At 64.8% G+C, this 14664-nt stretch carries 11 protein-coding genes and 1 pseudogene; 2 read left to right on the forward strand and 10 right to left on the reverse strand.

The features are described from left to right. The 10 genes and pseudogenes from E1N52_RS37245 to E1N52_RS37290 all read right to left on the reverse strand — a co-directional run. Window positions 1–242: pseudogene (locus E1N52_RS37245) on the reverse strand (IS256 family transposase); the annotation flags it as partial. A 170-nt stretch (window positions 243–412) separates the two neighbouring features. Continuing rightward, window positions 413–1612 (reverse strand): amidohydrolase family protein, encoded by a 1200-nt coding sequence (locus E1N52_RS37250; protein WP_133189373.1) that lies wholly within the window; start codon window positions 1610–1612, stop codon window positions 413–415. A 161-nt stretch (window positions 1613–1773) separates the two neighbouring features. Next, entirely contained in the window at window positions 1774–2982 is a 1209-nt protein-coding gene (locus E1N52_RS37255; RefSeq protein WP_133189375.1) for a porin, read from the reverse strand. Window positions 2983–3101: 119 nt separating this feature from the next. Beyond that, entirely contained in the window at window positions 3102–4853 is a 1752-nt protein-coding gene (gene araD, locus E1N52_RS37260) for an L-arabinonate dehydratase (protein ID WP_133189377.1), read from the reverse strand. Window positions 4854–4897: 44 nt separating this feature from the next. Then, window positions 4898–5824 (reverse strand): ABC transporter permease, encoded by a 927-nt coding sequence (locus E1N52_RS37265; RefSeq protein WP_246089392.1) that lies wholly within the window; start codon window positions 5822–5824, stop codon window positions 4898–4900. Further along, window positions 5824–6705, reverse strand: a complete 882-nt coding sequence (locus E1N52_RS37270) for an ABC transporter permease (protein ID WP_133189379.1) — start codon at window positions 6703–6705, stop codon at window positions 5824–5826. The genes E1N52_RS37265 and E1N52_RS37270 overlap by 1 nt, the downstream gene beginning before the upstream one ends. Continuing rightward, window positions 6702–7781 carry an ABC transporter ATP-binding protein gene (locus E1N52_RS37275; RefSeq protein ID WP_133189381.1) on the reverse strand — a complete coding sequence of 360 codons (1080 nt, stop codon included), beginning with the start codon at window positions 7779–7781 and terminating at the stop codon, window positions 6702–6704. The genes E1N52_RS37270 and E1N52_RS37275 overlap by 4 nt, the downstream gene beginning before the upstream one ends. Window positions 7782–7890: 109 nt before the next feature. Then, on the reverse strand, window positions 7891–8991 hold the full coding sequence (locus tag E1N52_RS37280) for an ABC transporter substrate-binding protein (RefSeq protein ID WP_246089394.1): 1101 nt from the start codon (window positions 8989–8991) through the stop codon (window positions 7891–7893). Window positions 8992–9270: 279 nt separating this feature from the next. After that, window positions 9271–10851 (reverse strand): aldehyde dehydrogenase (NADP(+)), encoded by a 1581-nt coding sequence (locus E1N52_RS37285; protein WP_133189385.1) that lies wholly within the window; start codon window positions 10849–10851, stop codon window positions 9271–9273. A gap of 30 nt (window positions 10852–10881) precedes the next feature. Beyond that, the gene (locus tag E1N52_RS37290) at window positions 10882–11829 is read right to left on the reverse strand and encodes a dihydrodipicolinate synthase family protein (protein WP_133189387.1); all 948 of its coding nucleotides are present in this window, start codon (window positions 11827–11829) and stop codon (window positions 10882–10884) included. 310 nt (window positions 11830–12139) lie between these two features. On the opposite strand from E1N52_RS37290, the gene E1N52_RS37295 reads away from it, so the two are divergent. Next, window positions 12140–12886: a gluconate 2-dehydrogenase subunit 3 family protein gene (locus E1N52_RS37295; RefSeq protein ID WP_133189389.1), complete on the forward strand. Its 747-nt coding sequence runs from the start codon at window positions 12140–12142 to the stop codon at window positions 12884–12886. Next, window positions 12887–14662 (forward strand): GMC family oxidoreductase, encoded by a 1776-nt coding sequence (locus E1N52_RS37300; protein ID WP_133189391.1) that lies wholly within the window; start codon window positions 12887–12889, stop codon window positions 14660–14662. Window positions 14663–14664: the final 2 nt, after the last annotated feature.

Raw genomic sequence — 14664 nt, forward strand, 5'->3', positions numbered from 1 at the left:
CCGCTCTTGCCGTTGCGCTGGTTGGTCGCGTTCTCGGGCCGCACGGCGCCGGCCGGATAGCCCAGATGGTGTCCAAGTTCGGCGCCCAGCGCCCGCTCGATCAGCGCCTTCTTGAACGCCGCTGAGGCGGCATGCACCGCTTCGGCCGTCATCGGCCCCTTCACGAACTGGTCGATCAGTTCCTTCGGAATGGACGGCAACGCCGTCAGGGCCTCGGGGGACGTCTTGGGTTTGCGTGGCATACATGCTCCTTGAGCTACATGTTATGCCTTACACACAAAATTTATGACAGGCCCGGGCCGGCTGTTCCGAACACCCGCTTCCGGGTCGAACCGAGCCCTACCCAAGCAATCTGCGAAGAGCTATGTTTGCTGCCCCAGCACGCCAACGCGCTACGCGTCCCGCCGATCATTCACACGATCAACTCACCGTCACGCACGACGACACATCCGTTCGCAACAACCAGCTTGCGCTTCGGCCGCGAAACGACGGCATGCGCGACGCTCTCCGCCTCCACGACCACCAGGTCCGCACGCGCGCCAACGCGCAGGCCATAGTCGGAGAAACCGCAGCCACGCGCGGCGGCATCGCTCACGCAATCGAATGCGATCGCGATATCGTCGTCGCGCCGCAAGTCGTAGCGCAAGCCGATCAACATGGCGCGCTCGAGCATGTCAGGCACGCCATACGGCGACCACGTGTCGCGAATGCCGTCGTTGCCGCCAAACACCGTCACGCCCTTGTCGCGGCAGACCTTGAGCGGCGGCACCGTGCACGAAGCCGGCGCGCTCGTCAGCAGCGCCACGTGCAGTTGCGCAATTCGGTCGATCAATGCGTCGCGCTCGCGCTCGGGCAACGCGCCCAGACAAAACGCGTGGCTCACGACCACCTGACCTTGCATGCCGTGCGCCTGCACGCGATCGAGCAGCAGTTTCAGCGTAAACGCCCCAACCTCGCCGGGTTCGTGCAGATGAATATCGATCGGCTTGCGATGGCGTTCCGCCAGTTCGAACGTGGCATTGAGCGAGGCTACGGGATCGCCGTCGATCAGCGCCGGGTCGAGCGCACCGAGCACGTCGGCGCCGGCCGCCAGTGCGCTGTCGAGCAGTTCGACCGTACCCGGCCGGATCAGCATGCCCGACTGCGGAAACGCGACGATCTGCATGTCGAGGACATCGCGCATCGTCTGGCGCGTAGCGAGCACGCCTTCGAGGTAGCGCAAACGCGCGTCGGTGTCGATATCGACATGGGTCCGCAGGCGCGTCGTACCGGCCTGCACGAATGCGCGCGCCAGCGCGAGCGACTGGGCGGCGGCATCGTGTCCAGAGGTCCTGCGCCATTCGCGCTCGTTGGCGATGCGGTCGGTGAGCCGCGGCCCAACCTCGTTGCGATACCACGGGCGGCCCCAGTTGCTCTTGTCGAGGTGCGTGTGGCCTTCGACGAAACCGGGCAGCAGCAGCCCTGCGCCGCCGTCCACGACCGGCACGCCTGGCTGTGCCGCGACATGGGGTCCGATTGCCTCGATACGGCCGTTGGCGAGTGCAACGCAAACGCGTTGGCCACCGGCCAGCCTGACGTTGGACAGATGAAGTGCGGAAGTCGTGAATGTCATGCCGATTCTCCTTGGAGCATCGCAGGATCTTATCGATTCGGCCGGATATTCAAAGATTAGATGTTCTACTACCTCTGCCCGCAAAAAAAACGGCGGTGCCGGTTATCAACCCGGCACCGCCGAACATACTGCTTTCGGAGCGTGAAGACTTCGATGTGTACTTAGAAGCGGTGAACGATACCGACCGCGCCCGCAACCTGGCTGCGCGACGATGACGGTGCGCTGTTCTGGCCGTCGCCGATGTCGGCAGTCGCGTTGATGATGCTGCTCGCGCCGGTCGTGCTAGGCGTGCCGAGCGTCTGGCCGCCCGCGCGCTGGTACGCTTCGACGAAATAAATACCCGTGCGCTTCGACAGCGTGTAGTACTGCGACATGTTGTACTGTGCGTACGAAGCCGAACTCTGGATGCCGTTGGCCTTGGTCGCGCGCGTGTAAGAGAAACCCGCCGCGAGGTCGAGCACGGTGAGCGGCTTGTAGTGCAGCACGACGCCGCCCGTGTTCCAGATCTGCGTGTCGACGAAGCGCGAGTTCACGCCCGGAATGTACTGGACGTTCGAGTAGGCCACCGAGATGTCCCACTGCGAGTTGAACTGGTAGCCGGCCGTCACGGCGAGGCGCTGTTGCGTCTGCGCCCACTGGAAGCCGTTGGTGAGCGCCGAAACGCCCGGCTCGCCGGCGCTGTTCGCCGTCGAGTTCGCATCCCATGCGCCGCCGCCGCTCGCCGCGTTGCTCAGGCGCTCGAAGCCCACTGCGATGCCTGCCGGACCGTGCAGATACTGCGCGGCCACGCTCCACGTCTGGCCAGCGCCGAGGCTGCCCGGCACGCCGCCCAGTGCGTACATGCCGCTCACGGTCAGGCCCGCGATGTTCGGCGACGTATAGACCAGCGAGTTGTTGATGCGATAGATCGTGTCCATCGAGTCGATGTCGCCCGGGTGCGCGCCGTATGCGCCGGTCAGCCACGTGGTCGGGCTGTACGGCGAGAGCAGCGTGTAGTACGGTGCGTACTGGCGGCCAGCCGTCAGCGTGCCGTAGTTCGCGTTCGCGACGCCAACCCACGCGGCACGGCTGAACATCAGGTTCGTGGTCGATTGCGCGCCGGTTGCCGAGTTATAGCCTTCTTCCAACTGGAAGATCGCGCGCGTGCCGCCGCCCAGATCTTCGCTGCCCTTCAAGCCGAAACGCGAGCCGGCCCACACGCCCTGCACCATCTTGACGACAGAAGCGCCGCCGGCATTGCTGCCGAGCTTGGCCGAGCTGCTCTGATAACCAATACCGGTATCGACGATACCGTACAGCGTGACGCTGCTTTGCGCGTGTGCGCCCAGCGCGGCGAGTCCAAGCGCGGAAGCGAGGATAGTTTTTTTCATCGGTAGTCCTATCTTTAGTCGTTGTGGTTTGATACTCGTTAAAACCCTGGTTGCTACATTGCCTCCTGTCCGGCAAGGAGCGCAACACCCCTGAAGCGCTCCTTGCCGAATTCGTCTCCTTAGTGAATCTCGGGTTCTCCGCCCGCGCTGGCGCACGAGCCGCCCACGCCGTCACGCTGCATGAAGTCGAACTCGCAGCCGTTGTTGGCCTGCATGACGTGCATCTGGTACATCGCGCCGTAGCCGCGCTTGAAACGCGGTTCCGGTGCGACCCACGCGGCCTTGCGGCGCGCCATTTCCTCGTCCGAAATCAGCACGTTCAGGCGGCGCTCCGGCACGTTCAGCTCGATCAGGTCGCCGTCCTGCACGAGTGCGAGCGGACCGCCGATGAACGATTCCGGCGCCACGTGCAGCACGCACGCACCGTAGCTCGTACCGCTCATGCGCGCGTCGGAAATGCGCAACATGTCGCGCACGCCCTTCTGGAGAATCTTTTGCGGAATCGGCAGCTGGCCCCACTCGGGCATGCCCGGCGCGCCAACAGGACCCGCGTGCTGGAGCACGATCACGCTGTTCTCGTCGCAGTCGAGGTCTTCGCTGTCGATGCGCGCAGCCATGTCGTTGTAGTCCTTGAACACCACGGCCTTGCCCGTGTGCACGTGCAGGCGCTTTTCCGCCGCGCCCGGCTTGATCACGGCGCCGTCCGGCGCGAGATTGCCGCGCAGCACGGCGAGACCCGTATCCGGCATGAGCGGCTTCGCACGGCGATAGATCACCTCTTCGCTGTAGATTTCCGCGTCGGCGATGTTCTCGCCGAGCGTCTTGCCGTTCACGGTCATCTGCGTGCCGTCGATCAGATCGCCGAGTTCCTTGAGCATCGCGCGCAGGCCGCCGGCATAGTAGAAGTCCTCCATGAGGTACTTGCCGGTCGGGCGGATATTCGCGAGCACCGGCGTGCGGCGCGCGATTTCATCGTACTGCGCGAGCGTGAGGTCGACACCGGCGCGGCGCGCCAGCGCGATCATGTGGACGATCGCGTTGGTCGAGCCCGAGAGCGCGAGACACGTGGTCACGGCGTTGTCGACCGACTTGCGCGTGATGATGTCCGAAGGCTTCAGGTCTTCCCACACCATCTCGACGATGCGCATGCCCGTCTTCGCCGACATCTGCGCATGGCGCGAGTCCGGCGCGGGAATCGAGGCGAAGCCCGGCAGCGTGAAGCCCAGTGCTTCCGCAGCGCTCGTCATCGTCGATGCCGTGCCCATCGTCATGCAGTGGCCCGGCGAGCGTGCGATGCCGCCTTCCACGCCCTTCCAGTCTTCTTCGGTGATCTTGCCCGCGCGCAGGTCGGCCCAGTACTTCCAGGTGTCCGAGCCCGAACCGAGCGTCACGCCGTTCCAGTTGCCGTTGAGCATCGGGCCCGCGGGCAGGAAGATCGTCGGCAGATCCATCGAGATCGCGCCCATCAGCAGCGCGGGCGTGGTCTTGTCGCAGCCGCCCATCAGCACGACGCCGTCGGCCGGGTACGAGCGGATCGTCTCTTCCGCTTCCATGGCGAGGAAGTTGCGATAGAGCATCGTGGTGGGCTTCTGGAACGGCTCGGAAAGCGTCTGCACCGGCAGTTCGATCGGGAAACCACCCGCCTGCCAGATGCCGCGCTTGACCTCTTCCACGCGCTGCTTGAAGTGCGTATGGCAAGGGTTGATCTCGCTCCACGTATTGAGGATGGCGATCACCGGTTTGCCCGCGTACTCTTCGCGGCTGTAGCCCATCTGCGCGGTGCGCGAGCGATGGCCGAACGACCGCAGGTCGTTCACGCCATACCAGCGGTGGCTGCGCAGTTCTTCGGGGGTCTTTCGCTTCTTGCTCATCTTGCGTTGCTCCAGGTGTTTCCAGTAAAGCCGCCGGCGTTGGCCTAGCGTTGCTCCTTCACGCGCGACACGAGTTGTGTCGGGCTGACGAACTGCAGGGCGACCAGCACCCACGCAAGCGTGATGGCCATGTAGATCATGGCCATCGCGTCGATGGATTGCGGCGCACGTACGCCCGTCGAGAAGACGGCGTAGTACAGCGCAACCACCAGCGTTTGCGTGTCGGGTCCGGCGGTAAAGAAAGTGAGTTCAAACATGCCGATCGTGCGCACCAGCACGAGCAGCCCCGCCGCCAGCATCCCCGGCACGAGGAGGGGCAGCAATACATAACGGAAATAGCGAAACGTGTTTGCGCCGAAAATGCGCGCGGCCGACTCGAGGTTCGGATCGATCTGCTCGATGAACGGCGTCATCACGAGGATCACGAACGGCAGCGCGGGCACCAGGTTCGCGAGGATCACGCCAGGCAACGTGCCCGCGAGGCCGATCTGGTACATGGCAGTGGCCATCGGAATACCGTACGTGACGGGCGGCACCATGAGCGGCAGCAGGAACACGAGCATGGCAATGCGCTTGCCAGGGAACTGCGCGCGCGCCAGCGCGTAGGCGGCGGGCACGCCCAGCGCGATGGAGAGCAGCACGACCGAGCCGACCACTTCGAACGTCACCCACAGCACGCTCGACAACTGGAAGTCGCGCCACGCCTGCGCATACCAGTGCAGCGTGAAGCCTTGCGGCAGCGGCGTGCCGAACCAGCGCGTGGCGATCGAGTTCACGCCCACGGTAGCGATCAGCAGCACCACGTTGAGCAGGAAGAACACCACGCCGCCCCAGACGAAGACTTTCCAGAGCACATCGGGCAGGCGCGAAGCGGGCTTGGCCTGCTCGACGTTGGCGGCGGATGCGGAACGTTGCTCGCTCGTCGTCGCTTCCGTGCCGAGGCCGGCCGCGTTGCGTTGATGGGCGGTCATCAGCCTTTCCCTCCGCTCACGGGCCCGGAGTAGAAGAAGCGCTTGGCGCTCAACATCGCGGCCACGACGATCAACTGCACGAAGCCCATCACGATGGCGATGGTCGAGGCGAGCGAGTAGTCATAGCTCTCGAACGCCGCCTCCGCTGCCGCAATGGAGATCACGCGCGTGGGACCCGCGGGCGCACCGAGCAGCACCGCCGAAGGGAACACCGAATACGCCTGCACGAACGACAGGCACGCGGCCATCGTGAGACCGGGCGCGAGCAGCGGTAGATAGATTTGCCGGAACTGCTGCCACGGGCCTGCGCCAAGCGTGGCTGCCGCACGCGCGAGCGTCGGGTCGATGCCGGTGACGTACGAGAGCGTGAGCAGAAACGCGAACGGGAAACCCGACACGATCAGCGAGATCAGCACGCCCCAATAGTTGTGCGTGAGACGAATCTCTTCGTTCGTATACAGATGCAGCGCGTGCAGCGCTTGCGGGAACCAGCCGTTCGGGCCGAAGTAGCTGAGCATGCCGTCGGCGATCAGCACGGTGCCGAGCGTGACGGGAATCACGAGCAGCGTGGTCACGAGCTTCTGGTACGGCGACTTGCGGCGCAGCGCGAAGGCCACCGGCAGCGAGAGCCCGACGTTGATGATCGTTGCGGGCACCGCCAGCTTGAGCGTGACGAACACCGTGGGCCACAACGAGAGGTCGTGAATGAACTGCAGGTAATTCGCGAACATGCCGCCGCCGTTCATCGGCTTGAACGACAGCACGAGACCGTAGGCGAACGGATAAAGGAACATCGCGATGATGAAACCGAGCGCGGGCGTGATGAGCCAGCCGCGCGAATCGCGCGGCGCCTTGACCAGCGACGGAATGAGCGTGCTCATGACGCACGCTCCGCGTAGGCCAGCACGTGCGAAGGCGCGACGCGCAGCGTGGCGCGCTCGCCGGCTTCGAATTCGCCTTCCACGCGCGCCCACAGCTTGCCGAATGGTGCGTTAGCGAGCAGCAGCGAATCGCGGCCGCCGTATTCGACCATTTCCACTTCGACGTCGAAGGCGTTCGCGTCGCCCGCGTTGGCGCGCTCGAAATCTTCGGGGCGCATGGCTACGGAAATTTCGCCGCCGTTGAGTTCGCCCATTGGCACGCCTGTGAGCGTGATGCCCGACGACGACATCGCGACATGGCCGCCCTGCTCGCCCGTAATGGCGAACGGCAGCACATTGCGAAAGCCCATGAAGCGCGCAACGTGCAGATTCGAGGGGCGGCTATACACTTCCTTCGGCGTCGCGACCTGCTGCACGACGCCCTCTCTCATCACGACGATGCGGTCCGCCATCGAAAGCGCTTCGTCCTGATCGTGGGTCACGTAGATCGTGGCGCGTTCGAGCTGCCCGTGAATGCGGCGGATTTCCGCGCGCATTTCGATGCGCAGCTTGGTATCGAGATTCGAGAGCGGCTCGTCCATCAGCACGAGCGGCGGCTCGATGACGATGGCGCGGGCAATCGCCACGCGCTGCTGCTGGCCGCCCGAGAGCTGGCCCGGCAGCTTGTTTTCATGGCCGACGAGCTGCACGAGCTGCAGCGCCTCGCGCGCGCGGCGCTTCGCCTCTTCGCGCGGCACACCTTGCATCTTCAGGCCGAAGCCGACGTTTTCCAGCACCGTCATGTGCGGGAACAACGCGTAGTTCTGGAACACCATGCCGAAGCCGCGTTTCTCGGGCGGCAGCACGTCGATACGCAGGTCGTCCAGCCAGATGCTGCCGCTCGTGAGCGGCTGCAGACCGGCGATGCAATTGAGCGCCGTGGATTTGCCGCAGCCCGAAGGCCCGAGCAGCGCGATGAATTCGCCGCGGCGAATGTCGAGGTCGAGACCGCGCAGCGCGGCGAGCTGCGTCCCCTCTGCGCTGGTGAAGCTACGACAAACCGAGTCGAGGCGCAGACGATCGAAAGAATGCTTCATGACACGTTCCTGACCAACAAGATCAACCTACATGAGCAGGGATCGGGGACGGCGCTCCCAAGGCGAAACCACGCAAGCACCGTCCGTCCATTGCTGATTCTTCCTCTCGTTACTGCGACTTCTGCGAACCGACTTCGCGGTCCCACTTCTGGAACGCCGCGACCATCGCCTGCGCCGAAAGCGGCTGGACATGCGGATAAGCCGCGAGCCACTTCGCGTACTCGGGGCGGCCGTATTTCGCGATCACGTCCTGGCTTTCCTTCGGCGCCATCTGCAGCGTGACGTCCTTCACTGCCGGGCCCGGATAGAAGTAGCCGTCGTCATACGTCATGGCCTGCTGCTGCGGCTCGAGCATGAAGTTCATGAGCTTGAGCAGCACCGCGAGCTTCTCTTTCGAAACGCCCTTCGGCACGACCATGTAGTGGGCGTCGTTCACCCACGTCATGTTGTTGAATGCCTGCACCTTGAAATCGGCCGGCACGATGCCGAGCGCGCGCGGGTTGATGTCCCAGCCCGTCACGGTCACGGTCATGTCGCGCGTGCCTTCGCCCAGTTCCTTCATCACCGCCGACGTGCCGCCCGGGTAGTACGGCACGCACGAGTTCAGTTCCTTCAGGAACGCCCAGGTCTTGTCCCAGCCGTTGATCGGGTCTTGCGGGTTCTTGTCGCCGAGCAGGTACGGCAGGCCCATCAGGAACGTGCGGCCCGGACCCGAATTGGCCGGGCGCGCATAGATCAGCTTGCCGGGGTTCGCCTTGCACCACGCCAGCAGTTCCTGCGGCGTTTGCGGCGGCTTCGCGACCTTGGCCGGGTTGTATTCGATCAGCGGACCGGCCGGCATGTACGACACTTCGAGGCCGTAGCCTTGCGCGAGATCCTGCATCTTGCGCGGGCCCGGCGCGTACTTGTCGAGCACGCCCGGCAGCGCTGCCTGCTGATCCGGCAGCAGCTTCATCCACAGATTCTGTTCGATGCCGGCGGCAAGCGCGTCCGTGCCCGTCAGCACGAGATCGATGTCGGCGCGGCCGGCTGCCTGCATCGCCTTGATCTTGCCAGGCAACTGCGGCGCGGGCGCGTTGGTGTAGGTGATGTTGGAGACGAGATTCGGGTTTTTCGCCTTGAACGCTTCGAAGGCCTTCTGCGTGAGCTGCAGGTTACCGGCCACGTCGACTATGTTTAGCGAAACGGGATCGGCCTTTGCCGCGCTCATGCCGAGCGCCGCGGCGGCCGCCACACACACGGCCAGCACGCTGGCCTTCAAACGTCCATCGAACATCGCATCTCCTCACATCTCTGTTTATGGAATTTGTTCTACGCGACCCGTTGATTCTTGTATTTTCAAAGCCGGACACAGGATGCCGAACCACGCATCAAGTTGTCAAGCAACGTCAGGCTCTTTGTGAGACTACTGTGAGCCTCTTGTCGGACTCCTCTTGGAGAAAGCGCCTGCAAGGCTTCTGCAGGCGCTTTCCTGACCGCTTTCGCGGGATTACTGCTTCACCAGCTCGCCGTCGCGCAAACGCCACAGCGCGAGCGGATTGTCGTTCTGCAGTGTGACCGGCAGAAGTTCGGCCGGCAGGTCCTGGTAGCAGACCGGACGCAGGAAGCGCTCGATCGCCATCGCGCCCACGGAAGTCGTGCGCGCGTCCGAGGTGGCCGGGAACGGGCCGCCGTGAACCATCGCATACGAGACTTCGACGCCCGTCGGGAAGCCGTTCGCCAGAATGCGGCCGGCCTTGCGCTCGAGAATCGGCAAGAGGCGCGCGGCCATCGCATAGTCATCGCGGTCGATGTGCAGCGTCGCCGTGAGCTGGCCTTCGAGGTGCTCCGCCACGCGCGCGAGTTCGGCTTCGTCGCGGCACGCCACGACAACCGAGGTCGGCCCGAAGATCTCGTCCGACAACGCGTGCTGGGCGAGGAACTGCTCGGCGCTCGCCTTGAAGAGGACCGGCAGCGCGTCGCAATGCGCGTCCGTCTTCGTGCCTTCGGCCAGATTCTCGATGCCCGGCAGCTGCTTGCGCGCCGCAACGGCTTCGCCATACGTCGAGGCGATGCCGGCCGTCAGCATGCTTTGCGAGGGCTTCTGCGTGAGCGCGGCGCTTGCCGCCTTCACGAAGCGGTCGAGTTCCGGCGAGTCGATCGCGAGCACGAGGCCCGGGTTCGTGCAGAACTGACCCACGCCCATCGTGAGCGAATCGACAAAGCCTTGCGCGAGCGCTTCACCGCGTGCAGCCAGCGCCGCGGGCAGCACGAACATCGGGTTGATGCTGCTCATTTCGGCGTAGACCGGAATCGGCTCAGGGCGCGCAGCCGCAATGTGCGAAAGCGCGAGACCGCCACGGCGCGAGCCCGTGAAGCCCACGGCCTTGATAGCCGGGTGCGCCACGAGCGTTTCGCCCGCTTCGTTGCCGCCGCCGAAGACGAGCGAGAACACGCCTTCGGGCAGGCCGACGTCAGCCACGGCCTGCTGGATCGCGCGGCCTACGAGTTCCGAGGTGCCCGGATGGGCCAGGTGCGCCTTCACGACGACCGGGCAACCGGCAGCCAGCGCCGAAGCCGTGTCGCCGCCCGCCACCGAAAACGCCAGCGGGAAGTTGCTCGCGCCGAACACGGCCACGGGGCCGAGCGGGATGCGATGCGCGCGCAGGTCCGAGCGCGGCAGCGGCTTGCGCTCCGGCAGCGCTGAGTCGAGCACGGCGCCGCACCAGCGGCCGTCGCGCACGAGCGATGCGAAAAGACGCAGCTGGCCGACCGTACGGCCACGCTCGCCTTCGAGGCGCGCCTTGGGCAGCGCCGATTCGAGATGCGCGCGCTCGATCAGCGCGTCGCCGATGCCGAGAATGCGTTCGGCGATCGCTTCGAGCAGGCGCGCACGCGTTTCGTGCGGGGCAGCGCGGAAGGCGTCGAACGCCTGCGCCGCGAGTTCACAAGCGCGCGCGACTTCGGCCTTGCCGCCGAGGCCGAACGACGGCTCGATTTCCTCGCCGAGCGCGGGCGCGAAGGCGCGCATCTCGCCTGCCGCGCCGCGCACCGCTTGCGCGCCGAGCAGCATGGCTCCAGTAATCTGCATGTTCGCTCCGTTCAATTGCTATCTGCCGATTTACGCGTTGGCGGTCTGGGCCGTTGCGGCCAGCTTCTGTTCGAATGCGAGCAGCGCCTTGGCTGCGTCGCCGATCGCCGGCAGCGCCTCAGCGGGCGACTGCGAGAGCAGCGGCAGGATCGGACCCATGTCGGCAATGCCCGAGAGCGTCACGGCGTCGTGCAGCACGCGGATGAGCGAGATGTTGTCGCGCAGCGTTTCGAGCGGCATGAAGGCATCGTAGAGGCGTTGTGCTTCTTCCGCACGGCCTTCCTTCGCGGCCTTCAGGAGCGCCATGATGGCGTTCGATGCGATACAGCCCGAGCCCGTGGTCCAGGCAGCCAGACCGAAGTCGCGCACGTGAACCAGCGCCGGACGCTCGCCCATGCCCGAGACGACCTTCGAGGCCGGCACGCTTTCCAGCAGGCGGCGCAGATACGGGTCGTTCGCCGGATCCTTGCGCACGATGGCGTACTTGACCGCAATGAGCGTGCCGCGGTCGATCAGGCGCACGAGCGTGTCGACGTCGACATAGTCTTCGCTCTTGATATAGAGCGTGAGCGGAATGCCAGCGGTGTCGGCGATACGCGTGAGACCGGTTTCGACGCCTGCGGGCGTGGTGAAGCCGGAAAGCGGCAGCACCATGGCCGTCTTGTACTGCGTTTGCGCGAGGATGCGCGCCTGGTCGAGCATCTTGCCGTAGTCGGGACCGATGGCCGGAATCACGCGCGTTTCGGGCGCGGTGAGGTCGGCGAGCATGTCAAGCAACTCGCGGAATTCGCTCACGGCGACGTGGTACAGGTTCGCATTGCCGCCGTACAGCAGCGTGCGGATACCGCCCGCTTCCATATGGCGGATCAGCTTGCGGTTCTCTTCGACGGCGAGGGAGAAGTCGGGGCGGCGTGCGAGCGGCGGCACTGCCATCACAGTCGAGGCGAATTCGCTCTCGACAATCGGGGACACGTTCATGAGGCCTCGTGCTGGGATGGTGGGTTGTCAATACCGAGCACAGTAGCACCGGCTCACCGTAGTTGTCAAACAACTTGTTCCATTTGTTAGGGTTTGTTCGGAGGGTATGACAACCGCGGTCCGGCCGCCCTTGCGCGGCCGGTACCGGCCCCGTAAAGGAATATTGTAGAATCGCGTTCCAATCGTGGAACCGGTTCCATTTGACATCTCCGTTCCGTGGCCGCCACGGCGGCGTGTCACGCGCAGCGCGCAGGATGGCTACGCGGACACGGTCGAATCACACCGCGCCGAACTCATACAGAATCCCACAATGTCTGAATCTCCTCTCACGACACGCCGCGGCTTCCTGCGCACGGCAGCGGTGCTCGTGCCCGCCAGCGCACTGGCGGGCTGCGAGGGCGGCAAAGCGCCGTCGAGCGAAACCGCCGCGGCGGGCAGCGCCGCCTCTGCGCCCAACACCAGGCCTGAAGCCGCGCAGGCCGCCTACAAGCCCCGCTTCTTCGACGCGCGCGAGTGGGCCTTTGTCGAAGCCGCCACCGACCGTCTGATTCCCGCCGATTCCGAAGGCCCCGGCGCGCTGGAGGCCGGCGTGCCCGAATTCATCGACCGGCAGATGGACACGCCCTACGCGCACGGCGCCCTCTGGTACATGCAGGGGCCGTTCCAGCAGGGTGTGCCCGAACTCGGCTACCAGTTGAAGCTCGTGCCGCGCGACATCTACCGGCTCGGCATCCAGGCCGTGAACGCGTACTGCGCGAAGGCCTACGGCAAGGACTTCGACGCGCTCGACGCCAGCACGCGCGACAGCGTGCTCAGCGCGCTCGAGGCGGGCAAGGTCGAACTGGACGGCGTGCCTGCCTCCGTGTTCTTCGGCCAGTTGCTGCAGAACACGCGCGAAGGCTACTTCTGCGATCCGATCCACGGCGGCAACCGCAACATGGCCGCGTGGAAGATGATCGGCTTTCCCGGCGCACGCGCCGACTTCATGGATTTCGTGAACCAGAACGGCAAGCCCTATCCGTACGGCCCGGTCTCGATCAACGGGGAGCGTACGTAAATGGCGATCAAAAAACCTCATGTCGATGCCGTCGTGATCGGCTTCGGCTGGACCGGCGCGATCCTCTCGAAGGAACTGACCGAAGCCGGCCTGAACGTGGTGGCGCTCGAGCGCGGCGAGTATCGCGACACCTACCCGGACGGCGCGTACCCCAACACCATCGACGAGCTCACGTACAACATCCGCAAGAAGCTCTTTCTCGATCTTTCGAAGACCACTGTCTCGATCCGCCACGGCGTGAACGACACGGCCCTGCCCTACCGCCAGCTCGCCGCGTTTCTGCCCGGCGAAGGCGTGGGCGGCGCGGGCCTGCACTGGTCGGGCGTGCACTTCCGCATCACGCCCGAAGAATTGCGCCTGAAGAGCCACTACGAGGAGCGCTACGGCAGGAAGTTCATCCCCGAAGGCATGACGATCCAGGACTACGGCGTCACGTACGACGAACTGGAGCCGCATTTCGACTTCGCGGAAAAGGTATTCGGCACCTCGGGCCAGGCGTACAAGGTGAAGGGCAACGTGGTCGGCGACGGCAATGTGTTCGAAGCCGCGCGCAGCGACAATTTCCCGTTGCCCGCGCAACTGAACACCTATTCGGCGCAGCGCTTCTTCGACGCGGCGAAGTCCATCGGCCTGCATCCCTACCGCCTGCCTTCGGCGAACACGTCGGGGCCGTACACGAACCCCTATGGCGTACAGATGGGCCCGTGCAACTTCTGCGGCTTCTGCAGCGGTTACGCGTGCTACATGTACTCGAAGGCTTCGCCGAACCTCAACATCCTGCCCGCGCTCAAGCAGGAAAAGCACTTCGAACTGCGCTCGAAATGCCACGTGCTGCGCGTCGAACTCGACGACACCAAAAAGCGCGCCACGGGCGTCACGTACATCGATCCGGCGGGCCAGGAAGTGTTCCAGCCCGCAGACCTCGTGATCGTCTCGGCATTCCAGTATCACAACGTGCACCTGCTGCTGCTTTCGGGCATCGGCAAGCCCTATGACCCGGTTTCGGGCGAAGGCGTGGTGGGCCGCAACTTCGCGTACCAGAACCTCTCGACCATCACGGCGTTCTTCGACAAGGACACGTGGACGAATCCGTTCATCGGCGCGGGCGGCAATGGCGTGGCCGTGGATGACTTCAACGCCGACAACTTCGACCACGGCCCGCTCGGTTTCGTGGGCGGCTCGCCGCTCTGGGTGAACCAGGCTGGCGTGAAGCCGATCAGCGGCATCGCCACGCCCGCGGGCACGCCCAACTGGGGCGCCGGGTGGAAGAAGGCCGTGAAGGACCACTACGCGCACACCATTTCGATGGATGCGCACGGGTCCAACATGTCGTACCGCGACGTGTACCTCGACCTCGACCCGACCTATCGCGATTCGTACGGCCAGCCGCTCCTGCGCATGACCTTCGACTGGAAGGACAACGACATCAAGATGGCGCAGTACGTGACGGGCCAGATGCAGAAGATCGCCGAGGCGATGGGCCCGAAGGCGATCAACGTCTACACGCGCGAATTCGGCGTGCACTTCGACTCGCGCCGCTACCAGACCACTCACCTCGTGGGCGGGGCCGTGATGGGCACCGACCCGAACACCAGCGTCATCAACCGCTATCTGCAGAGCTGGGACGCGCCCAACGTGTTCGTGATGGGCGCCTCCGCGTTCCCGCAGGGGATCGGCTACAACCCGACCGGCCTCGTCGCCGCCCTCGCTTACTGGAGTGCGAAAGCCATTCGCAACCAGTATCTGAAGAATCCCGGTCCCCTGGTGAGCGTGTGAAG

The sequence above is a fragment of the Paraburkholderia guartelaensis genome (assembly GCF_004353905.1).
Classification (GTDB): domain Bacteria; phylum Pseudomonadota; class Gammaproteobacteria; order Burkholderiales; family Burkholderiaceae; genus Paraburkholderia; species Paraburkholderia guartelaensis.